Origin of the sequence: Micromonospora sp. AMSO31t, from assembly GCF_008868175.1 — a bacterium.
GTDB lineage: Bacteria > Actinomycetota > Actinomycetes > Mycobacteriales > Micromonosporaceae > Micromonospora.
This window is the reverse complement of the sequence record NZ_WBKT01000005.1, coordinates 1-20,119: the sequence shown is the minus strand read 5'-3', so window position 1 is coordinate 20,119 and position 20,119 is coordinate 1. Positions and strand designations below refer to the sequence as shown.

Annotated in this window: 22 protein-coding genes; 14 read left to right on the top strand and 8 right to left on the bottom strand. The window is 74.2% G+C overall.

Features of this window, described 5'->3' with window-relative positions:
• The first annotated feature begins 114 nt into the window (after positions 1–114).
• The 6 genes from F8274_RS02130 to F8274_RS02105 all read left to right on the top strand — a co-directional run bounded on the left by F8274_RS02130 (position 115) and on the right by F8274_RS02105 (position 4,253).
• The gene (locus tag F8274_RS02130) at positions 115–375 is read left to right on the top strand and encodes a hypothetical protein (RefSeq protein WP_151460564.1); all 261 of its coding nucleotides are present in this window, start codon (positions 115–117) and stop codon (positions 373–375) included.
• Between the two features lie 55 nt (positions 376–430).
• Entirely contained in the window at positions 431–1,804 is a 1,374-nt protein-coding gene (locus F8274_RS02125; protein WP_151460563.1) for an MFS transporter, read from the top strand.
• 51 nt (positions 1,805–1,855) lie between these two features.
• A complete protein-coding gene (locus F8274_RS02120) occupies positions 1,856–2,521 on the top strand; it encodes a GAP family protein (RefSeq protein ID WP_151460562.1) in 666 nt (221 codons plus the stop codon).
• A gap of 89 nt (positions 2,522–2,610) precedes the next feature.
• Positions 2,611–3,390, top strand: a complete 780-nt coding sequence (locus F8274_RS02115; protein ID WP_151460561.1) for an SDR family oxidoreductase — start codon at positions 2,611–2,613, stop codon at positions 3,388–3,390.
• Between the two features lie 37 nt (positions 3,391–3,427).
• Positions 3,428–3,622 carry a hypothetical protein gene (locus F8274_RS02110; RefSeq protein WP_151460560.1) on the top strand — a complete coding sequence of 65 codons (195 nt, stop codon included), beginning with the start codon at positions 3,428–3,430 and terminating at the stop codon, positions 3,620–3,622.
• Between the two features lie 82 nt (positions 3,623–3,704).
• Positions 3,705–4,253, top strand: a complete 549-nt coding sequence (locus F8274_RS02105) for a YbaK/EbsC family protein (RefSeq protein WP_151460559.1) — start codon at positions 3,705–3,707, stop codon at positions 4,251–4,253.
• Between the two features lie 36 nt (positions 4,254–4,289).
• On the opposite strand, the gene F8274_RS02100 is transcribed toward F8274_RS02105, so the two are convergent.
• The 4 genes from F8274_RS02100 to F8274_RS02085 form a co-directional block, all read right to left on the bottom strand.
• Positions 4,290–4,922: a DsbA family protein gene (locus F8274_RS02100; RefSeq protein WP_151460558.1), complete on the bottom strand. Its 633-nt coding sequence runs from the start codon at positions 4,920–4,922 to the stop codon at positions 4,290–4,292.
• Between the two features lie 20 nt (positions 4,923–4,942).
• Positions 4,943–5,368 (bottom strand): SufE family protein, encoded by a 426-nt coding sequence (locus F8274_RS02095; RefSeq protein ID WP_151460557.1) that lies wholly within the window; start codon positions 5,366–5,368, stop codon positions 4,943–4,945.
• A 69-nt stretch (positions 5,369–5,437) separates the two neighbouring features.
• A complete protein-coding gene (locus F8274_RS02090) occupies positions 5,438–5,857 on the bottom strand; it encodes a CBS domain-containing protein (protein ID WP_151460556.1) in 420 nt (139 codons plus the stop codon).
• A 55-nt stretch (positions 5,858–5,912) separates the two neighbouring features.
• Positions 5,913–7,682: a proline--tRNA ligase gene (locus F8274_RS02085; RefSeq protein ID WP_151460555.1), complete on the bottom strand. Its 1,770-nt coding sequence runs from the start codon at positions 7,680–7,682 to the stop codon at positions 5,913–5,915.
• Between the two features lie 191 nt (positions 7,683–7,873).
• On the opposite strand from F8274_RS02085, the gene F8274_RS02080 reads away from it, so the two are divergent.
• Positions 7,874–8,248 (top strand): VOC family protein, encoded by a 375-nt coding sequence (locus tag F8274_RS02080; protein WP_151460554.1) that lies wholly within the window; start codon positions 7,874–7,876, stop codon positions 8,246–8,248.
• Between the two features lie 159 nt (positions 8,249–8,407).
• On the opposite strand, the gene F8274_RS02075 is transcribed toward F8274_RS02080, so the two are convergent.
• Together F8274_RS02075 and F8274_RS02070 are read right to left on the bottom strand one after the other, a co-directional pair.
• Complete coding sequence (locus tag F8274_RS02075; RefSeq protein WP_305070064.1) at positions 8,408–9,988, bottom strand: PQQ-binding-like beta-propeller repeat protein; 1,581 nt, start codon at positions 9,986–9,988, stop codon at positions 8,408–8,410.
• A gap of 20 nt (positions 9,989–10,008) precedes the next feature.
• On the bottom strand, positions 10,009–11,544 hold the full coding sequence (locus F8274_RS02070) for a hypothetical protein (RefSeq protein ID WP_151460553.1): 1,536 nt from the start codon (positions 11,542–11,544) through the stop codon (positions 10,009–10,011).
• A gap of 236 nt (positions 11,545–11,780) precedes the next feature.
• Here F8274_RS02070 and F8274_RS02065 point away from each other — a divergent pair, with 236 nt between their 5' ends.
• From F8274_RS02065 to F8274_RS02055, 3 genes are all read left to right on the top strand, one after another.
• Entirely contained in the window at positions 11,781–12,551 is a 771-nt protein-coding gene (locus F8274_RS02065; protein WP_151460552.1) for an SGNH/GDSL hydrolase family protein, read from the top strand.
• A gap of 2 nt (positions 12,552–12,553) precedes the next feature.
• Positions 12,554–13,000, top strand: coding sequence for a hypothetical protein (locus tag F8274_RS02060; RefSeq protein ID WP_151460551.1), 447 nt, complete (start codon positions 12,554–12,556; stop codon positions 12,998–13,000).
• A 65-nt stretch (positions 13,001–13,065) separates the two neighbouring features.
• A complete protein-coding gene (locus tag F8274_RS02055) occupies positions 13,066–13,968 on the top strand; it encodes a sulfurtransferase (protein WP_151460550.1) in 903 nt (300 codons plus the stop codon).
• Here the strand turns inward: F8274_RS02055 and F8274_RS02050 are convergent.
• Positions 13,965–14,537: a TetR family transcriptional regulator gene (locus F8274_RS02050; RefSeq protein WP_192579665.1), complete on the bottom strand. Its 573-nt coding sequence runs from the start codon at positions 14,535–14,537 to the stop codon at positions 13,965–13,967. The two genes, F8274_RS02055 and F8274_RS02050, sit on opposite strands and share 4 nt — an antisense overlap.
• A 103-nt stretch (positions 14,538–14,640) precedes the next feature.
• Between F8274_RS02050 and F8274_RS02045 the strand changes: the two genes are divergently transcribed.
• The gene (locus tag F8274_RS02045; protein WP_151460548.1) at positions 14,641–15,795 is read left to right on the top strand and encodes an FAD-dependent monooxygenase; all 1,155 of its coding nucleotides are present in this window, start codon (positions 14,641–14,643) and stop codon (positions 15,793–15,795) included.
• A gap of 6 nt (positions 15,796–15,801) precedes the next feature.
• Here F8274_RS02045 and F8274_RS02040 read toward each other — a convergent pair whose 3' ends face one another.
• On the bottom strand, positions 15,802–17,001 hold the full coding sequence (locus F8274_RS02040; RefSeq protein ID WP_151460547.1) for an MFS transporter: 1,200 nt from the start codon (positions 16,999–17,001) through the stop codon (positions 15,802–15,804).
• A 112-nt stretch (positions 17,002–17,113) separates the two neighbouring features.
• On the opposite strand from F8274_RS02040, the gene F8274_RS02035 reads away from it, so the two are divergent.
• From F8274_RS02035 to F8274_RS02025, 3 genes are all read left to right on the top strand, one after another.
• Positions 17,114–17,740: a TetR/AcrR family transcriptional regulator gene (locus F8274_RS02035; protein WP_151460546.1), complete on the top strand. Its 627-nt coding sequence runs from the start codon at positions 17,114–17,116 to the stop codon at positions 17,738–17,740.
• A 96-nt stretch (positions 17,741–17,836) separates the two neighbouring features.
• Positions 17,837–19,174 carry an acetyl/propionyl/methylcrotonyl-CoA carboxylase subunit alpha gene (locus tag F8274_RS02030; protein WP_151460545.1) on the top strand — a complete coding sequence of 446 codons (1,338 nt, stop codon included), beginning with the start codon at positions 17,837–17,839 and terminating at the stop codon, positions 19,172–19,174.
• A gap of 84 nt (positions 19,175–19,258) precedes the next feature.
• The coding region (locus F8274_RS02025) for a hydroxymethylglutaryl-CoA lyase (RefSeq protein ID WP_192579667.1) at positions 19,259–20,119 on the top strand (861 nt) is incomplete at its 3' end.

Here is a 20,119-nt window from a genome sequence, read left to right as displayed (position 1 = left end):
GTCCGTTATGCCCCTCAGGGAGGGGAAGTTTCCGCCCTGCCCGGGGCATGGACAGGGAGGCCGGTGGAATGCCGCCAGAGATCGCTGTCGTCGTCGGAACCCGGGGAGGCGCGAATGAGCACGCTGACACGAAATCTCAGCGGGTCGCGAGAGATGATCAACACCTACTGCCGGCGGGTGGAGGTCCCGATGCTGGGCGAGGTGGCGGTGCCGCCGCCCGACAAGCTGGCCTACTACGCGGGGCTGGGCGTCCTCGCCGCGCTCCAGGTCATCGAGTGGCCCATGGCCCTGGTCATCACCGCCGGGCACCTCCTGGCCGACCAGCACTATTCGGGACTGGTGAAGGGGGTGGGTGAGGCCCTGGAGTCGGCCTGACGAGACGGGGCTCACGGTTGACCTCAATCCCGGTTGAGGTCCGAGGCTGGAGCCCATGCCGACCGTCACCGCCGCACCGCCGGCCCCGCCCGCACACCTCTGGTCGCCGCGGCTGCGGGCGATGACCGTGGGCAGCGTCGCCCTGGTGTCGCTGCTCGCCTTCGAGGCCCTCGCGGTGGGCACGGCCATGCCGACGGTCGCCCGCACCCTGGACGGGCTCGGCCTCTACGCGCTCGCCTTCGGCGGCCCGTTCGCCTCCGGCGTGGTCGCCATGGTCGCCTCCGGCATCTGGTGCGACGCCCGGGGGCCGCGCCCGGCCATGTGGCACGGGGTCGCCTGGTTCGTGGCGGGTCTCGTGGTGGCGGGCGCCGCGCCCACCATGGAGGTACTGGTCGTCGGGCGGGTCGTGCAGGGTTTCGGCTCCGGGCTGCTCTCCGTCGCGCTCTACGTGATCGTCGGGCAGGCGTACCCGGAGGAACTGCGGCGGCGGGTGTTCGCCGCGTTCGCCGCGGCCTGGGTGGTCCCGTCGCTGGTCGGTCCGGCGCTGGCCGGGCTGATCGTCGAGCACCTGGGCTGGCGCTGGGTGTTCCTCGCGGTCCCGGCGGTGGCGGTGCCGGCGGTGCTGCTGGTCCAGCCGGGCCTGCGGGCGCTGGGCGCGGCCGTGCCGACCCGCCCGCCGGCCGGTGCGCTGGCCCGGATCGCCTGGGCCTGCGGGGCGGGGGCGAGCGCCGCACTGCTGCACTACGGGGGGCAGCAGCGCGGCGCGCTCGCCGCCGGGCTGATCGGCGCGGCGCTGGTCGGGCTCCTGGTGTGCGTACCGCGATTGCTGCCGGCGGGGTTCCTGCGGGCCGCGCGGGGGCTCCCCACGGTGATCGGCCTGCGCGGCCTGGCCTCGGCGGCGTTCGCCGGGGCGGAGGTGGTGATCCCGCTGATGCTGTCCCGGGAGCGGGGCTTCACGCCGACCGCGGCCGGACTGGTGCTGACCGTCGGCGCGCTCTCCTGGTCGGTGGGCTCCTGGATCCAGGGCCGGATCGCCGCGCCGCGGTCCGCCGCCACCCTGCCCCGGATCGGGCTGGCCTGCATCGCCGCCGGCACGGCCGGCGTCACGCTGGCCCTCCTGCCGGCCGTGCCGGTGGCGCTCGCGGTGCTCGCCTGGGCCGTCGCCGGCCTCGGCATGGGCCTGCTCTACCCGTCGCTGTCGGTGCTCACCCTCGACCTGTCGGCGCCGGCCGAGCAGGGCCGGAACAGCTCGGCGCTGCAACTGGGCGACTCGCTCTCCGCGGCCACCGTGCTGGCGCTGACCGGGGCCGTCCTGGCCGCCGGTTCGGCGCCGGGCCCGGCGAGCTACGTGACGACACTGGCCGTGGCGGCCGGCTGCGGGCTGCTCGGCGTGCTGCTCGCCGGCCGCGTGGTGCTCGCCCGCCGGTGATCCGCGCAAAGCGGCCCGGGCCCGAGGACGGGCCGGGAGGATGGGCGGGCGATGAACTTCCTGACCATCCTGCCGCTGGCCGTGGTGATGGTGGCCGGGACGCAGGTGGTCGCGGCGGTGCTCCTCGCGTCGGCCGAGCGGCCCCGGGCCGCCTCGCTCGGGTACCTCACCGGGGCGGGGGCGGTGGTCGTCGCCGGGGTGACGCTGAGCTGGCTGCTCACCAGGGTGCTCCGCGGTCCGGAGGCGAGAGCGGAGACCGACGTCGTCCGGTTCGAACGGACCGCGATCTGGATCGACTGGGCCGTGCTGGCGCTGCTGGTGATCCTCGCGGTGGTCGTCTGGCTGCGCCGGCACCGCACCGGCCCGCCCCGCTGGATGGAGCCGCTCCGCCGGGCCGGGCCGGGCTACGCCCTGCGGCTCGGGGTGGTGCTCTTCGCGACCGCCCCGAGCGACGACCTCACCATGGCGGCCGTCGGCGCCAGCGTCGCCCGGCACAACCTTGCGTGGTGGCACCTGCTGCCGTTCGTCCTGCTGACCCTCGGGCTGCTCGCCGTGCCCCTGCTCATCCTGCTGCTGGCCCGTGGTCGGGCCGCGACGGCGCTGCCCCGGCTCCGGCGCTGGGCCGACCGGCACGGCTGGGTGGTCAGCGAGGTGGTGATCGCGTTCTTCGCGCTGGTGACCGTGCTCGACCTGCTGGAGTCGAGTCGCCGCGGGTGAGTCGCCGAGGGTGAGTCGCCGCACAGCCGGTCACCTCGGGTCGGCCGTCGCCGTCCAGGAAGGAGCGAACGGGTGGAGGGGAGAACGGGATGCGGGTGCTGGTGACCGGGGCGAGTGGACGGCTCGGGCGGGTGACGCTGCCCCGACTGCGCGACGAGGGGCACACCGTCCGCGCGGTGAGCCGGCGGCCCCGGAACGACGCCGGAGTGGAGTGGGTGGCGGCCGACCTGGCCACCGGTGCGGGGCTGGCGGCGGCCGTCGACGGGATGGAGGCCGTGCTGCACCTGGCCTCCTCGCCGAACCGGCGCACCCACGAGATCGACGTGCTGGGCACCCGCCGGCTGGTGCTGGCCGCCGGGCACGCCGGGGTGGGCCACCTGGTCTACGTCTCGATCGTCGGCGTCGACCGGGTCCCGCTCGGCTACTACCGGCACAAGCTCGCGGCCGAGCAGGTCGTGGCCGCCGGGCCGGTGCCGTGGAGCGTGCTGCGGGCGACCCAGTTCCCGGAGTTCCTGGAGGAGCTGCTGCGGGGCGCGAGCCGGCTCGGGCCGGTGCTCGGGGACCCGAAGGTGCTCGCCCAGCCGGTCGACCCCGGCGAGGTGGCGGGCCGGCTCGCCGCGATGCTGGCCGCCGGGCCGTCGGGGCGGATCGAGGACTTCGGCGGGCCGGAGGTGCTCCGCTACGACGAGGCGGCCCGCGCCTGGCGGAAGGCCCGGCGGTCACACCGTCCGCTGCTGCCGGTGCGGATCCCGGGGCGGCTCGGCCGGGAGCTGCGTGCCGGCGGCCTCACCACCGCCGCCACCCCGACCGGCACCCGCACCTGGGCCGACCACCTCGCCGACACGTACGGGGGAACCGGCGGGAGATGAAACGTCTTGCGGTTCCGGACCGCCCTACCGTGGCCGCATGCTGGTCTTCCTCACCACCGTGATCCTGTACGTCTTCGGCTTCGTCTTCCTCTACGGCGTGATCCGGCTCGGGGTCCGGCACGGCATCGAGGACGTGGAGACCCACCGCTCCCAGGCCCTGCGGGCCGAGGAGCTGGCGGCCCACCAGGACCGGACGTTCGCCCGCGAGAACGCCTTCCTCACCGGCAGCTGACCCCGTCACCTCGTCCGGCATGCGGACCGGTCGGGACGTCGGCGAGCGGAGCCGTCCGGCGGGTGCGAGGATCGCAGCCGTGATGGGGACGCTGAAGACCGAGCCCGCCCGTACCCGACTGGACCTGCTGGCCGCGCCCGTGGCCGCCGCGATCGAGCGGTGGCCGGACGAGGCTCCGGTGGACGTGGACGACGTGCTGGTCGCCCCGATCGACGCCGAGCTGGCCGACACGGCGGCGTTCTGCGCGGCGTACGAGGTGGGGCTGGACGAGTCGGCCAACTGCGTCGTGGTCGCCGGCAAGCGGGGCGGCGAGACGCGCTACGCGGCCTGCATCGTGCTCGCCACCACCCGGGCCGACGTGAACGGCGTGGTCCGCCGCATGCTCGACGTGCGCAAGGCGAGCTTCGCGCCGATGGCCGAGGCGGTCGAGCTGACCGGGATGGAGTACGGCGGGATCACCCCGATCGGGCTCCCGGAGGACTGGCCGATCCTGGTCGACTCGCGCGTGATCGCCACGCCGCACGTGATCATCGGTTCCGGCGTACGGCACAGCAAGATCGCGTTGCCCGGGCCGGCGCTCGGCGCGCTGCCCGGTGCAACGGTCATGGAGGACCTGGCCCGACCGGCCTAGGTCGTCACCCGCATCGATCTTGTTCCACGTGAAACATCACGCGGACGCCTCGCGCTGCGCCACCTCGTGCAGGGCGGCCAGCAGGGTCTCCGGCTCCTGGGCGCCGGTCACGGCGTACTTCCCGGCCAGCACGAACGTCGGCACGCTGGAGACGCCGAGCTGGTGCGCCTCGCTCAGGTCGGCGGCCACCTCCCGGCGGCCGAGGTTCGACTCCAGGTAGTCCCGGGCCTCGGTCTCGTCCAGGCCCACCTCGGCGGCCAGCTTGACCAGCGCGTCGGTCGACCCGACGTCGATCCCGTCCTGGAAGTGCGCCCGGTAGAGCCTTTCGACCAGCTCGGCGGCGCGGCCCCGCTCGGTGGCGAACCGGACCAGCCGGTGCGCCTCGAAGGTGTTCGCGGCCACGGCGCGGTCGAAGTGCATCTCGATCCCGGCGCCCTCGGCGATCCGGGTGACGTGGGCGGCCATGCCCTCGGCCTTGTCCCGGCCACCGAACTTCGCGCCCAGCGCCTCGATGAGCGGCTTCGGCTCGGTCACCGGCGTCGGGTCCAGCTGGAACGGCCGGAACCGGACTGTCACCTCGCCGTCGTACCGCTCCAGGGCCTGCTCCAGGCGGCGCTTGCCGATCCAGCACCAGGGGCAGACGACGTCGGCGTAGATCTCGATCTCCATGACCAGCGACAACCCGTCGATCAGGAGATCTGTTCCCGGACCTGGCGCTTCAGCCGGGCCAGGATGGCGGTGCCGCCGCGGATGCGCAGTGGGCTGATGGCCTGGGCCAGGCCCATCCGCTGGTAGAGGTCGTCCGGCACGGCCAGCACGTCCTCGGCGCTCGCCCCGGCCAGGCCCTCGGCGAGGATGCCGGCGAACGCCCGGGTGGTCGGCGCCTCCGGCGGGCAGTCGAAGATGGTGCTCACCGTCTTGTCCGGGTTGACCTCGGCGCGCAGGAAGAACGCGGTCTGGCACTCGGGGACCTGCTCCAGGTCGTCCCGGTCCACGCCCTCGGGCAGCGGCGGGATCACGTCGGAGAACTCCAGCAGCATCTCCAGCACCACGTCGCGCGGGGCGGCGGCGAACTCGTCGACGATCTCGGCCAGCTTGCTCGGCATCTCGGACATGACCGCCAGGCTACCGCCGGTGACCCGGCGCCCTCCGGGGTCGGCCGGGAGGGCACCGGGTCGGGCGGATCACACGTTCGGGGCGGCCTCGCTGATGTCGCTCAGCGCGGAGTTCGGGTCGAGCTGCATGGCCAGGTCGCCGAGGGAGACGATGCCGACCAGCTTGCGGTCGCTGTCGCAGACCAGCACCCGCCGGATGTTGCGCTCGCGCATCAGCGCGGCCGCCTCGCCCGCCGTGCAGTGCTGCTCGATCATCACCACCTCGCGGGTGACGATCGAACCGATCGTGGTGCTCCCCGGGTCGGCCCGCTCGGCGACGGCCCGCACCACGATGTCGCGGTCGGTCAGCACGCCGGCCAGGGTGGCTCCGTCGGTGACCACGACATCGCCGATGTCCGACTCCTTCATCACCCTGGCCGCCTCGTCCAGGGGAGTCTCCGCGGGCAGGTAGACCACCTGCTTGGTCATCACGTCACTGACCCGGTACATGAGAGCCTCCGAAACGCCTTGGTCGATCCGTCTGCGGTACCCCGTGGCGCGTCCGCTACACCCCGTCGCGACGCGCCCCACGCGCCTCGTCGAGCAGGCGCTCGACCAGGCCGTCCACTGGCAACTCAATCCGCTCGCCGGAGGCCCGGTCGCGCAGCTCGACGTACCCTTCGGCGAGCCGGCGGCCGACCACGACGGCGCGCGGGATGCCGATCAGCTCGGCGTCGGTGAACTTCACCCCGGCCGAGACGTGGGTGCGGTCGTCGACCAGCACCCGCAGGCCCGCGGCGGACAGCCGGCCGCCGAGGTCCAGCGCCGCGTCGAGCTGCGGCCCCTTCCCGGCCGCCACCACGTGTACGTCGCACGGCGCGACCTCGGCCGGCCAGACCAGCCCCCGGTCGTCGTGGTGCTGCTCGGCCACCGACGCGACCGCTCGCGACACGCCGATGCCGTAGCAGCCCATGGTGGGCCGGACCGGCTTGCCCTCCCGGCCGAGGACGTCGACAGCGAAGGCGTCGGTGTACCGGCGGCCGAGCTGGAAGATGTGCCCCACCTCGATGCCCCGGCGCGTGGTCAGCTCGCCCGTGCCGCAGGCCGGGCAGGGGTCGCCCGGGCGCACCTCGGCGGCCTCGATGGTGCCGTCCGGAACGAAGTCCCGCCCGCACACCACGTCGGTGGCGTGCCGGCCCGGCTCGTTGGCGCCGGTCAGCCAGGTGGTGCCGGTGACCACCCGGGGGTCGACCAGGTAGCGGACGCCGTGCTTGGCCAGGATCTGCGGCCCGATGTAGCCCCGGACCAGTTCCGGGTGCGCCGCCCAGTCGTCGAAGACCGCCACGGTGGCCGGGGCGAGCGCCGCCTCGACCCGCTTCAGGTCCACCTCGCGGTCGCCGGGCAGACCGACGACCAGCAGCTCCGCCTGCCCGGCACCGGGACGGCGGACGGCCAGCACCACGTTCTTCAGCGTGTCGCCGGCATTCCAGTCGGTCCGGCCGGCCAGCGCGCGGGCGTTGGCCAGGTCGACCAGGGACGCGATGGTCGGCGTCTCCGGGGTGTCGTGCACCTCCGTGGCCGGGTGCGCGTCCGGGTCGCCGGCCGCCGGCGCGCGCGTCACCACGGCCTCGGTGTTGGCCGCGTAGTCGCAGGCGGTGCAGCCGACGTAGGTGTCCTCACCGACCGGCGTGGCGGCCAGGAACTCCTCCGACGCCGAGCCGCCCATCGCCCCGGACATCGCGTGCACCACGGTGAAGTCCAGCCCGAGGCGGGTGAAGATCCGTCGGTACGCCTCGCGGTGCCGGTCGTAGGCCGCCTGGAGCCCCGCCTCGTCCAGGTCGAACGAGTAGGCGTCCTTCATGAGGAACTCGCGCCCGCGCAGCAGGCCGGCCCGCGGCCGGGCCTCGTCCCGGAACTTGGTCTGGATCTGGAACAGCGTCACCGGGAAGTCCCGGTAGGAGCTGAACAGGTCCTTCACCAGCAGCGCGGCCATCTCCTCGTGGGTCGGGGCGAGCAGGTGCGCGGCGCCCTTGCGGTCTTCGAGGGTGAAGATGTCGTCGCCGTACTCCGTCCACCGCCCGCTGGTCCGGTAGGGCTCGGCCGGCAGCAGCGCCGGGAAGTGCACCTCCTGGTCGCCGATCGCCGCCATCTCCGCGCGGACGATCTCGGTGACCCGTTCCAGCACCAGCTTGCCCAGCGGCAGCCAGGTGTAGCCGCCCGGCGCGGCGCGGCGGACGTAGCCGGCGCGGAGCAGGAGCCGGTGGCTCGGCACCTCCGCGTCGGCCGGATCCTCGCGCAGGGTCCGGAGCAGCAGGGTCGACATGCGCAGCAGCATTGAGGCAGCGTACGGCGGGCGGGGTCGGCAAGCGATCGTATTGGCCCCCGTCTCGGAGCCGAGCTGCCTGTCGGTGCGGCGCTCGGTGGAACGCCATGGAGGTCATCGGCACGGTTTGACCTCGATAACGTTCCACCGACGCGGGGCCGGTGTCCGGCGTGGAGGGTGCCGACCCGGGGTAGGAGAGCGGAATGGATGAACGGCCCCGGCTGACGATGACGACGACCGTGCTGGACGCGCCCGACGCGCGCGAGCTGGCCGGGTTCTACGAACGGCTGCTCGGGTGGTCACGGGACGAGGACGAGCCGGGCTGGGTCGTCCTGGCCGCGTCCGGAGGCGGCGCCGGGCTGGCATTCCAGACCGAGCCGGCCTACGTACGGCCGGTCTGGCCGGCCGGCCCGGGCGAGCCACAGATGATGGCGCACCTCGACATCAAGGTCGACGACCTCGACGCGGCGTCGGCGTACGCGGTGTCCCTGGGCGCCACCGTGGCGGACTTCCAGCCCCAGGACGACGTCCGGGTGCACCTCGACCCGGCCGGTCACCCGTTCTGCATCTACCTCTGAGCATGGTGGGTGCGTCTGTTGCTGCCCCAGCGACAACAACCGCACCCGGAGACGTTCAGGGGCGATCGACTGGCGGCGAGAAAGTGCCCCGCTTCGGACGCTCTCCCACCTCGACGGGCGGACCACCGACCGGTGGCCCGCCCCTCCCGGCGATCCCGTTCAGCGGAGAACGGTGATCGCCCGGTCCGCCACGACGTGCTTCCAGGGCACGATCACCACGACCCCGTCCCGCTCCATGACCTTGGCCGCCTCGCCCTCGAAGCCGGCCGAGAGCGGCCCCTCCGCCACCACGCTGACCTTGGCGGTGGCCGGGTCGATGCGGACCAGGCGCGGCGGGGACTTCTTCCGGTCGCCGCTCTCCCAGGCGAGTACGCCCTGCTCGTCCTGGCGGATCAGCTGGACCTTGCTGCTGCTGTGGCCGGAGGAGATCCAGCGCTTCTTGCCGGTGGCCAGGTCGATCGCGACGATCTGGTTGGCCGACCGCCCGGTGTCCGGCACCGGCTTGGGAAAGGTCGGGAAGTAGAGGGTGTCGTCGGTGACGAGGCACTCGTAGATCGCCGGACCGTCGATCGCGTTGGACCGGTTCGGCGGCACGTCCCACAGCTCGACGCCGTCGATCGGGTCGGTGAAGGAGGCCACCTCCTTGCCGGTCCGCGGGTCCCGGATCGTGTACGCGTCATGCCCGAGCCCCGGCAGGCCCACCGGCGGCTGCACGCTCAGCACGCCGTCGATGAGCTTCGACTCGGGCAGCCGCTGCCGCCAGCGCACCTTGCCGGTGGCCGGGTCGAGGGCGTCCACCTCGCCGCCGCGCGGGCAGCCGTAGGTGACCACCACCAGCTCGTCGGCGGCCCGCATGTCCTTGAACCCGCAGTCCCGCCCCGGCAGCAGCTTTTCGCCGGTGGTGCGCCAGAGCTGTTTCCCGGTGGCGAGCGACAGCCCGATCAGGGTGTCCTCGGAGCGGACGATCACCTGCTGACCGGCGACCGACAGGTCCGGTGCGGTGAGGGTGTCGCGCCCCTCGATGACCGGCGCGGGGAACTTGGCCTGCCAGGTCACTGTGCCGCTGTTCAGGTCGACTCCGGCGACGGTGTTGCAGGACTTGTCGGAGCCGACCGCGACCGCACCCCGCCCGTCGGTCACCGCCTGGGCGGCGACGCAGACCGAGGTTCCTTCGGGCGCGGGGGCGCCCCAGGCCTGCCCGCCGTCGGAGAGCCGGTAGGCGAGCACGCCGTCCGCCTGCGCCCGTACCACGTTGTCGCCGACCAGCCAGGCGCCGAACATGTCCTCCTGGTCGAACGCAGTGAGCCCGGTCATGTTCTGCCGCTCGGGGAAGTCCAGCACCCAGGCGGTCTTCAGGTCGCCGTCCCCGCCGGAGCTTCCGCCGATCAGCTGGGAGACGCCGTAGGCGGTGCCGGCGCCGACGGCCAGCACGGCCACGATGCCGCCAGCCAGCAGCAGCGCGAGACGTCCGCGCCGCTTGGGCGCCGCCGGGGGGTTACCGCCCGGCCCGGCCCAGCCGCTCGGCGGGTACGCGGCCTGCCCCGCCACCGGGTACGGCTGCCCGGCCACCGGATACGGCGACTGCCCGGCCATCGGGTGCGGTGGCTGCGGCACTCCTGGGTAGGGGACCTGCGGCATGCCCGGATGCGGCACGCTCTGCTGCGGCCACGGCTGCTGCGGCGCGGCGGGCCAGCCGGCGGATGCCCCGGGCTGGTTCGCGGGGACCTGTGGGTTCGTCATCTCGTTCGCTCCGTTCCCGCTCAACGCGCCTGTGCCCGCACGTACGCCGCCCAGCCGGTCTGGAACTGGGCCAGCGGCATGCCGAGCACCTGCCGGCTGGCCTGGTCGGCGGTGGCGCCCTGGTAGCGGGCGGTCACGAACTGGAACAGCTTCTGCTCGCCGTACTTCTCCGCGAGGTGGGTCATGGCCGCGTGCCCGAGCCAGTAGTGGAAGCTGGTCCGCCCCGAGAGGTCCCAGTCGGCGTTGCCCGGCAGCGTGCCCTCCCAGTCGCCGGAGCGGACGATCGACCGTGCCTGCGGGGTGCGGCCGCTGGACCGCAGCGGCTCACCCCGGTGGGCCAGGTACTCGGCGAAGCCCTCCACGATCCAGTTCTCGATGCCGTCGAAGAAGTCCTGCTTGTCGGCGTCCTCCAGGCTGGCGACCAGGGAGTGGCCCACCTCGTGCCGGAAGATCTCCCGGGGCCCCCGGGTGTTGCCGGCGGCGAAGAACGACCGGTCGGCCACGTCGATGACGATCCGGCTGCCGCCGATGTCGATGTCCTGCTTCCGGTCGGCGGAGACCATGCCGATCGAGACGCCGGCCTCGGTGGTCTTCTCCTTGTTGATCCGGTAGAGCGAGCCCAGGTCCTGCTTGCCCTTGACCAGGCTGATGACGAAGCCCTTCGGGATGTCCGCGGTGACCCCGCCGGCCTGCCAGGCGGCGAAGTCGTCGGCCACCGCCGCCTCGGCGGCCGGCGCGTACCGCTTCGCCTCGGCGGCCAGCGCGGCGTCGGTGATGACCAGGGTGTGCGCGGTGCGCTCGACGTGGATGTCGCGCCACTTGTCCCAGGGGCCGGGGTAGTAGACGGTCTTCGAGCTGCCCAGCGCTGCGGGCGCGCCGGTGACCGCGGTGACCTTGAGCGGGGCGCCCTGGCTCTCCCGGACGACCGTCCAGCGGTACCACTCGGCGACCGGGGTGAGGTCGTACCCCTCGAACTGGTGCACGAAGGACACGTCGAGCTGGAAGCTGACCCCGCGGCCGAAGCTGTCGGTGGTCCGCCCCTGCTGCGCGACGGTCCGGTACTGGCCGACCGCCAGCGGCAGCTTGCCCAGGTTGGTGAAGAGCCGGGTCTGGCCGGCGACCAGATCCTTCTTGGCCGGGTCGAAGGGGGCCAGGTAGCCCTTCAGGTCCTTGTCGGCGAGGGCCTTGCTGTGCCGGGCCAGCAGGTCGTCCAGCTCCTGCTGGGCCACGGTCACCCCGTTGGCCGCGGCGGCGGCCGTCGGGGCCGCGTCCTCGCCGCGCTTGCTCAGCCCGACGCCCACGCCGATCGCCGTGCCGGCACAGAGGGTCAGCGCCAGCGCCCCGGCGCCCAGCCCGATCCAGAGGCCGCGCCGCGACTTCGGCGGCGGGGCCGGCGGGTACGGCCCGAAGCCCGGCTGCCCCGGCCCGCTCGGGTACGCCCCGGGCGGCCCGTAGACGGGCGGGGCGGGGAACCCCGGTGGCGGGGCCGGGTACGCCTGGCCCGGCGGGTGCGGCTGACCGTCGGCCGGGAAAACGGCCGGGTGTCCCTGGGTCATGCGTTCCTCGTTCGCGCCGTCGGGAAACGGCCGCAGCGGCGGGCGCCTCACACCCCGGGCCGGATGACGGGCCACATCATCCCCGGTCTGGCGGACGGATTCTGCCCCGGACCCACCAAGCGGGACATTTGTCCCGATGACCTCCGCCACGTCCCGCGCGGGGGTCGGGCGGCGGGCGGCCGGTCGGTGCGAGACTGGCCGACGCAGCTCTGCCGGGTCAGTCAGAGGGAGGCGCAGTGCGCTGGCGCAACTTCGTGGCGGTGGGCGACAGCTTCACCGAGGGTATGGACGACGCGTATCCGGACGGCACCTACCGGGGCTGGGCGGACCTCGTCGCCACCCGGCTCGCCGCCGAGGCCGGTCCCGACTTCGGTTACGCCAACCTAGCCATCCGGGGCCGGCTGTTCCCGAACATCGTGGCCGAGCAGGTGCCGGCCGCCCTGGCCATGAAGCCCGACCTGATCAGCTTCGCGGCGGGCGGCAACGACGTGCTGCGCCGTACCTTCGATCCGGACTCCTTCGTGCCCCGCTTCGACGAGGTGATCGGCCGGCTGCGCGCCGGGGGCGCCGACGTGGTGCTGTTCCGGTTCGCCGACGTGATGGCCCGGCTGCCCGGCCAGCGGCTGGTGGCCCCCCGGGTGACCCTGCTCAACCGGGTGGTCGGCGAGGTCGCCGCGCGGCACGGCGCCATCCTGGTCGACCTGTACGCCGACGACACCTACCTCAACCCGATGCTCTGGAGCACCGACCGGCTGCACCTGTCGGCGGCCGGGCACCGGAGGGTGGCCGGGCAGGTGCTCGCCGCGCTCGGCGTGGCCTGCGACGAGGAGTGGCTCATGGTGCCGCCGCACCCGGCGCCCACCCCCTGGCTGGCCGCCCGGGCCGCCGACCTGCGCTGGGCCGGCCGGCACCTGGCCCCGTGGATCAAGCGCCGGCTGACCGGCCGCTCCTCCGGTGACCTGGTCACGGCCAAGCGGCCGGTGCTCGGGCCGGTCACCCTCGACTGACCGTGCGGACCCTGCACGCCGCGCCCCTGCTGCGGCTCACCCTCGACGACGAGCCCCGGTCGGGTCACGCCGTGCTCGTGGGCGGCGACCGCGTCGAGGCCGTCGGGACGCTGGACGAGCTGGCCGGGGCGTACCCGGGGGTGCGGGTGCGGCGGTGGGCCGGCGCCCTCGGGCCGGCGCTGGTGCACGACGGGCCGCTGCCGCCCGCGCCGACCCCGCGCGAGCGGGTGCACGCGCTGTTCCGGCTCGGGGCCGCCGCGGTGCTCGCCGACCACGTCACCGACCCGGCGTTGCGGTCCGCCGCGGCGCGCAACGAGGTGGCGGTGCTCGCCACCGCCCGGCCGCCCGCGCTGGAGGTCGGCGGCCGGGCCGACCTGGCGGTGTTCGCGGCCGACGGCTCCTGCCTGGCCACGGTGGTGGCCGGACGGCTGGTGCACCGCCGCGCCTGACCGGTGTCGAGCCACCACACGGGATGGCCGGTCGCGGTCCGCTGATCCGGCGTACCTTGGGGATCATGCCTGTGCCGAGCGATCCGAATCCGCACCTCCAGTCGTACGCCGACCCGCAGCGCCTGGTCACCACGGAGTGGCTGGCCGAGCACCTGGGCGACGAAGGCCTCGTGGTGGTCGAGTCCGACGAGGACGTGCTCCTCTACGACACCGGCCACATCCCCGGCGCCGTGAAGGTCGACTGGCACACCGAGCTGAACGACCAGGTGACCCGGGACTACCTCGACGCCGGGAGCTTCGCCGAGCTGTGCGCGGCCAAGGGCATCGGCCGCAACGACACGGTGGTCTTCTACGGCGACAACTTCAACTGGTGGGCCGCGTACGCCCTCTGGGTGTTCGCGCTGTTCGGCCACGCCGACGTCCGGCTGCTCGACGGTGGCCGGATGAAGTGGGTGGCCGAGGGGCGCGAGATGTCGAAGGACACGGTGACCCGGCCGCGCGCCGACTACCCGGTGCCGGAGCGGAACGACGCCCCGATCCGGGCGTTCCGCGACGAGGTGATGGCGCACGTGACCGCCGGCCGGCCGCTGGTCGACGTGCGGTCGCCGGGTGAGTACACCGGCGAGATGCTGCACATGGCGGCCTACCCCCAGGAGGGCGCGCTGCGCGGCGGGCACATCCCCGGCGCGGTGAGCAAGCCGTGGAAGGCCGCCGCGAACGAGGACGGCACCTTCAAGCCGGTGGACGAGCTGCGCGCGATCTACGTCGACCAGCTCGGGCTGAGCCCGTCGGACGACGTGGTGGCCTACTGCCGGATCGGCGAGCGGTCCAGCCACACCTGGTTCGTGCTGCACCACCTGCTCGGGTTCCCGCAGGTCCGCAACTACGACGGCTCGTGGACCGAGTGGGGCAACCTGGTCCGGGCCCCCGTCGTGCAGGGCGAGGAGCCGGGCAGCTTCGCCGGCTAGGCCGGCCGGCCGGTCAGGTAGCGCTGGAGGGTCGGGGCGACCCAGGCGACCACGTCCTCCGGCGCCATCTCCACCACCGGCGGCAGCCGGACGATGTACCGGGTGAAGGCCAGCCCGAGGATCTGGCTGGCCACCAGGCCGGCGCGGCGGCCGGTGGTCGCCGGATCGGTGTCGAAGTCGGCCACGGCCGCGGCGAGCTGGTCGGCGAAGAGCAGGCGCATCCGCTCGGCCGCTCCCGGGTTGGTGCTGGCGGCGCGGAGCAGCGCCGCGAGGGTCTCGTCCCCCTCCCAGCGGCGGAGGAAGTGGCGGACCAGCGTCTCGCCGAGCCGGTCGGGTGGCACGGCGGCCAGGTCCGGCAGGCGCAGGTCGAACTCGGCCGCCGCGGCGAAGAGCCCTTCCTTGCTGCCGTAGTAGCGCATGACCATCGACGGGTCGATGCGGGCGTCGGCGGCGATGGCCCGGATGGTGGCCCGCTCGTAGCCGTCGGCGGCGAAGCGCTCGCGGGCCGCGCGCAGGATGGCCGCCCGGGTGGCGTCCGAGCGGCGGGCGCGGGGTGCCGTGTCGGTCATGCCCACAACTGTAGGCCAACAAGCGTTGACACCGAAACCGGGACGCGCCTACCGTTGTCAACAAGTGTTGGCAAACAGTTGTGGGCAACCCTGGAGGTGGGCCATGCTGCCCGAGCGCACCGACGTCCTCGTGGTGGGGGCCGGACCGACCGGCCTGGCCGCCGCCGTCACCCTGGCCGGGCACGGGATGACCGCCACCGTGGTGGACCGGCTGCCCACCCCGCCGCTCACCTCGCGGGCGGCCGTGGTGCACGCCGGCACACTCGAAGTGCTGGACCGGATCGGCGTCGCCGCCCCGCTGGCCGCGCGCGGGCTGCCGTCGACCCGGTTCACCGTCCGCGACCGCGACCGGGTGCTGCTCACAGTACCCTTCGACCGCCTGCCGTCCCGCTACCCGTACGCGCTGCTCGTCTCCCAGGCCGAGACCGAGGCGGTGCTCGCCGACCGGCTCACCGCGCTCGGCGGGCGGGTGCTCCGGCCGTACGAACTGACCGGCCTCGACCTCGACGGCGCCGGCGCCACCGCGACCTTCGCGGGCGGCGAGACGGTCCGTGCCCGCTGGGTGGTCGGCGCCGACGGCATGCGCAGCCCGGTCCGCGAGCTGGCCGGCATCGGCTTCGGCGGGCCGGCCGACCCGGGTGAGTCGTTCCTGCTCGCGGACCTGCGGGTGGACAGCGCGCTGCCCCGCGACCAGGTCAACCTCTTCCTGGCCCGGCAGGGTCCCCTGGTCTGGGCGCCGCTGCCCGGTGGGCTGGTCCGGCTGGTCGCGGCGGTGGACGACGCGCCGCGTGAGCCGGAGGCACGGCACTTCCAGGCCCTGCTCGACGAGCGGGGGCCGGCCCGCCGCCCGGACCGGGTCACCGACGTGCTCTGGAGTTCCCGGTTCCGGATCCACCACCGGATCGCGAGCAGCTACCGGTCCGGCCCCGTGCTGCTCGCCGGGGACGCGGCGCACGTGCACAGCCCGGCCGGCGGGCAGGGCATGAACCTCGGCCTCCGCGACGCGGTCGCCCTCGGCGACGCCCTCGCCGCGGTGCTCGCCGGGGGTCCCGACACGCTCCTCGACGAGTACGCCGCCGCCCGCCGCCCGCTCGCCGAGGAGGTGCTCGGCTTCGCCGCCGGGCTCACCCGGCTCACCGCCGTCCCGCCGGCCGCCCGCCCGCTGCGCGACCTGGTGCTCCGGGCGGCCTCCGGGCTGCCCCCGGTCCGGCGGCGGCTCGCCGTGCGCCTGGCCGGGTTCGAGCCGACCGGCCGCTGACCCCGCTCACCCGGTCCCGCGCAGCGTTCCCCACGCGCCGGCGGTGACCAGGGCGAACACGCCAGCCGCCGCAGCGATCACCGGGCCCACCCCGTACGCCTCGCCGGCCAACCCGGCCAGCGCCGCCCCGAGCGGTGCGGCGGCCACGCCGACCACCCGCTGCGCCGCGCCGACCCGCCCGAGCAGTTCCGCCGGCACGTGCCCCTGCCCGTACGCGGACCAGAGGCTGTTCCAGATCGTCGTGCCGGCGGCGAACGCGGCCAGCGCCACGCCCCCGGCCAGCGGGTCGCGGGCCAGGGCGAACCCGGCCAGCGCCACGGTCTGCCCGAGCAGCACCGCGCGCAGCGCGGGCAGGGTGCCGAACCGGACCGCCACCCGCCCGGCGACCAGTGCCCCGAGCAGTCCACCGGCGACCACCCCCGCCGCGAACAGCCCGTACGCCTGCGCCGGCACCCGCAGCGCCCCGAGCGCGTAGAGCACCAGCACCGCCATCACGCCGCTGATCGCCAGGTTCGACCCGGCCGAGGCGAGGGCGATTCCCCACAGCACCCGGTCCCGGCGCACCCACCGCATGCCGGCCCACGCCTCCCGCCACACCCCGGTGCCGCCCGGCCGGGGCGGCGCCGCCGGCAGCGGGCGGAGGGCGACGACGAGGGCGGCCGCGACGGCGAAGGTGAGCGCGTCCACGGCGAAGGGGAGCGCCGCGGCCAGGGCGAAGAGGACGCCGGCCAGCGGGGTGCCGAGGAGCCCGCCGGCCACCGCCGTGCCGGCCTGGAGCCGGCCGTTGGCGGTGGGCAGCGCGGCCGGCGACACCAGCGACGGCAGCAGCGCGAAGGCGGACGCGTCGAAGAGCGTGCCCAGGGTGGCGAGCAGGAACGCCGCGACGGCCAGCGCGACGATCCCGGCCCGGCCGGTGGCGACCAGCCCGGCGAGCGCGGCCACCACCACGGCCCGGGCCCCGTCCACCGCCGCCATCGTGCGGCGCCGGTCCCACCGGTCGGCGTACGCGCCGCCGAGCAGCCCGAACAGCAGCGGCGGGAGCTGCCCGGCCACGGTCACCGCGGCGATGGCCCGGGGGTCGCGGGTGAGCGCGGCGGCCAGCAGGGCCAGGGCGGGCGTACGCAGGGCGTCGCCGAACCGCGACGAGACGGCGGCGGACCAGAGCAGCCGGTAGTCGCGGCCGAGCGTGGTGGCGGTAGCGGTCATGCCGATGGACCCTGCGACCTGAACCGGGTCGAGGGTCAAGCGGCGGGGGTGTGAGGCGACCGACGGGTAACCGAGGCTCCACCAGCTTGGGTGCGCGGTCTAGGCTGGCCCGGTGGCGGTGGAACAGCAGGCGCGGGGCGCGGCGAGCGGCGCGACGGGTGCGGGCCGACGCCGGTCCCGGCGCGACGAGATCCTGGAGATCGCGGTCGGGCTCTTCGCGGCGCGGGGTTACCACGGTGTGTCGATGGACGACATCGGCGCCGCCGCCGGTGTCACCGGCCCGGCGCTCTACCATCATTTCGCCGGCAAGGAGGCCATGCTGGTCGCCGCGCTGATCCCGGTCAGCGAGGGGCTGCTGGCGGGTGGCCGGGAACGGGCCGCCGGGCACCCCGACGATCCGCGCGGCACGCTGGAGTCGCTGATCGACTTCCATGTCGACTTCGCGCTGGCCAACCCGGCGGTGATCGCCCTGCACCTGCACGAGCTGGACCGCCTCCCGGACGAGCCGCGCCGCCGGATCCGCCGGCTCCAGCGGATGTACGTCGAGGAGTGGGTGACCGTGCTGACCGCGCTGCACCCGGGGCTGCCGGACGGCGAGGCGCGGGTGCTCGCGCACGCCGCGTTCGGCCTCATGAACTCCACCCCGTTCCTCGGCGGTGAGGTGGACCGCCGCCGCCGTGCCGAGCTGCTGCGGGGCGCCACGCTGGCCGCGCTGCTCGCCCCGACGGACCCGGCCTGACGCCCGGCACGCCTTAACGCCCGTTAAGCGCGCGCGTCGTCGGCGTGTTAAGAAGGGGCCCCTGCTATGCAAGAGGCGTCAAGAAGGGACCCTTCCTTGTTCGAATCGCTGTTGGTGGCCAACCGGGGCGAGATCGCGCGCCGGATCATCCGCACCGCGAAGAGGCTCGGGATCCGTGCGATCGCGGTGCACTCGGAGGCCGACGCCGGCCTGCCGTTCGTGACCGAGGCCGACCACGCGGTCTGCGTCGGCCCGGCCAATCCCGCGCTCAGCTACCGCAACGTCGAGGCGATCCTCGCCGCCGCGAAGGACACCGGCGCCCAGGCGATCCACCCCGGCTACGGCTTCCTGTCGGAGAACGCGGACTTCGCCCGTACCGTCGAGGCCAGCGGCCTCAGCTGGGTCGGGCCCGGCGCGGACGCGATCACCGCGATGGGCGACAAGATCAATGCCCGGAACCTGATGGCGGCGGCCGGGGTGCCGGTCGCGCCGGGCACCTCCGAGCCGGCGGCCGACCTGGACGCGGCGGTCACCGCCGCCGCGGAGATCGGCTACCCGGTGATGGTCAAGGCCGCGGCCGGTGGCGGCGGCATGGGCATGGGCGTGGCGAGCGACGACGCCGCGCTGCGCACCGAGTACGACAAGGTCCGCTCGTTCGCCGAGCGGATGTTCGGCGACGGCTCGGTGCTGATCGAGCGGTACTTCCCCCGGGTACGCCACGTCGAGGTGCAGATCCTCGGCCTGGCCGACGGCCGGGTGGTGGCCCTCGGCGAGCGCGAGTGCTCGGTGCAGCGGCGCAACCAGAAGCTGGTCGAGGAATCGCCGTCCCCGGCGGTCTCGCCCGAGCTGCGGGAGCGGTTCCTGGCGGCGGCGGTCCGGGCGGGCGAGGCGGTCGACTACCGCAACGCCGGCACCGTGGAGTGCCTGCTCGATCCGGCCACCAACGAGTTCTTCTTCCTGGAGATGAACACGCGGCTGCAGGTCGAGCACCCGGTCACCGAGTACGTCTACGGCGTCGACCTGGTCGAGGAGCAGTTGCGCGTCGCCGCCGGCCTGGCCCCGACCTTCGACCCGGACGCGCTCGCGCCGCGCGGGCACGCCATCGAGCTGCGGATCAACGCCGAGGACCCGAAGCGCTTCCTGCCCGGCCCGGGCGCGATCAGCACCTGGAACGAGCCGGCCGGCGAGGGCGTACGCGTCGACTCCGGCTACGTCGCCGGCAACACGGTGACCCCGTTCTACGACAGCCTGCTGGCCAAGCTGATCGTCAGCGGCGCCACCCGGGACGAGGCGGTCGCGCGGGCGAGGGCCGCGGTGGCCCAGTTCGAGATCGCCGGCCCGAAGAACAACCTCCCCTTCTTCGCCGAGCTGCTGGAGAACCCGGAGTTCCTCTCCGGCGACTACGACACCGGCATCGTCTCCCGCATGCGCTGACGATCGGACCCCCATCGGCACAGGTGGGATGCTGGAGGAACCCAGCATCCCACCGTCACAGTGAGGTGACCCCTTATGGCGGAACTGCCGGATTTCGTCTCCATCCGGGAAGTCGGCCCTCGGGACGGGCTCCAGAACGAGGAGCCGATCCCCACCGACGCCAAGGTGCGGCTGCTCGACGCGCTCTCCGGCACCGGCGTGCGGCGGATCGAGGCCGTCTCCTTCGTGCACCCCAGGGCGATCCCGCAGATGGCCGACGCCGACGAGGTGTGGCAGCGGGCCGCCAAGGCCGACGGGGTGCGCTACTCGGCGCTGGTGCCGAACACCCGGGGCGCGCAGCGCGCCCTGGCCGCCGGCTTCACCGAGATCGAGGTGGTCGTCTCGGCCAGCGACACCCACAACCGGCGCAACGTCAACCGGCACACCGAGGAGTCGCTCGACGACATCGCCGAGCTGATCGACCTGCTGCACGGCGCGGGCGCGACCGCCGAGGTGATCGTGGCGACCAGCTTCGGCTGTCCGTACGAGGGTGACGTCGACCCGAAGCGGGTGGCCGGCATCGTCGACCGGGTCGTCCGGGACGGCGCGGACCGGGTCGCCTTCGGCGACACCACCGGCATGGGTACGCCCCGCCGCGTCCGCGAGCTGGTCACCGCCGTTCGCGACCGCAACGCCCACGTGCCGGTGCTGCTGCACTTCCACAACACCCGGGGCACCGCGCTGGCCAACATGCTCACCGCCATGGAGCTGGGCATCACCGAGTTCGACGCCAGCGTCGGCGGCCTCGGCGGCTGCCCGTACGCCCCCGGCGCCAGCGGCAACCTCGCCACCGAGGAGGCCGTGCACATGCTGCACGACATGGGCATCGACACGGGCATCGACCTGGCCGCCCTCATCGAGGCGGCCGAGCTGGCCGAGGAGTTCGTCGGCAAGAAGCTGCCCTCC

Coding starts and splice junctions, on each gene's coding strand:
- F8274_RS02085 (WP_151460555.1), bottom strand. CDS start 7,682: ATGCTGCTGCGCATGTCGACCCTGCTGCTCCGGACCCTGCGCGAGGAT.
- F8274_RS02075 (WP_305070064.1), bottom strand. CDS start 9,988: ATGACGAACCCACAGGTCCCCGCGAACCAGCCCGGGGCATCCGCCGGC.
- F8274_RS02070 (WP_151460553.1), bottom strand. CDS start 11,544: ATGACCCAGGGACACCCGGCCGTTTTCCCGGCCGACGGTCAGCCGCAC.
- F8274_RS02125 (WP_151460563.1), top strand. CDS start 431: ATGCCGACCGTCACCGCCGCACCGCCGGCCCCGCCCGCACACCTCTGG.
- F8274_RS02040 (WP_151460547.1), bottom strand. CDS start 17,001: ATGACCGCTACCGCCACCACGCTCGGCCGCGACTACCGGCTGCTCTGG.
- F8274_RS02080 (WP_151460554.1), top strand. CDS start 7,874: ATGGATGAACGGCCCCGGCTGACGATGACGACGACCGTGCTGGACGCG.
- F8274_RS02090 (WP_151460556.1), bottom strand. CDS start 5,857: ATGTACCGGGTCAGTGACGTGATGACCAAGCAGGTGGTCTACCTGCCC.
- F8274_RS02045 (WP_151460548.1), top strand. CDS start 14,641: ATGCTGCCCGAGCGCACCGACGTCCTCGTGGTGGGGGCCGGACCGACC.
- F8274_RS02100 (WP_151460558.1), bottom strand. CDS start 4,922: ATGGAGATCGAGATCTACGCCGACGTCGTCTGCCCCTGGTGCTGGATC.
- F8274_RS02120 (WP_151460562.1), top strand. CDS start 1,856: ATGAACTTCCTGACCATCCTGCCGCTGGCCGTGGTGATGGTGGCCGGG.
- F8274_RS02095 (WP_151460557.1), bottom strand. CDS start 5,368: ATGTCCGAGATGCCGAGCAAGCTGGCCGAGATCGTCGACGAGTTCGCC.
- F8274_RS02055 (WP_151460550.1), top strand. CDS start 13,066: ATGCCTGTGCCGAGCGATCCGAATCCGCACCTCCAGTCGTACGCCGAC.
- F8274_RS02050 (WP_192579665.1), bottom strand. CDS start 14,537: ATGACCGACACGGCACCCCGCGCCCGCCGCTCGGACGCCACCCGGGCG.
- F8274_RS02130 (WP_151460564.1), top strand. CDS start 115: ATGAGCACGCTGACACGAAATCTCAGCGGGTCGCGAGAGATGATCAAC.
- F8274_RS02115 (WP_151460561.1), top strand. CDS start 2,611: ATGCGGGTGCTGGTGACCGGGGCGAGTGGACGGCTCGGGCGGGTGACG.
- F8274_RS02105 (WP_151460559.1), top strand. CDS start 3,705: ATGGGGACGCTGAAGACCGAGCCCGCCCGTACCCGACTGGACCTGCTG.
- F8274_RS02110 (WP_151460560.1), top strand. CDS start 3,428: ATGCTGGTCTTCCTCACCACCGTGATCCTGTACGTCTTCGGCTTCGTC.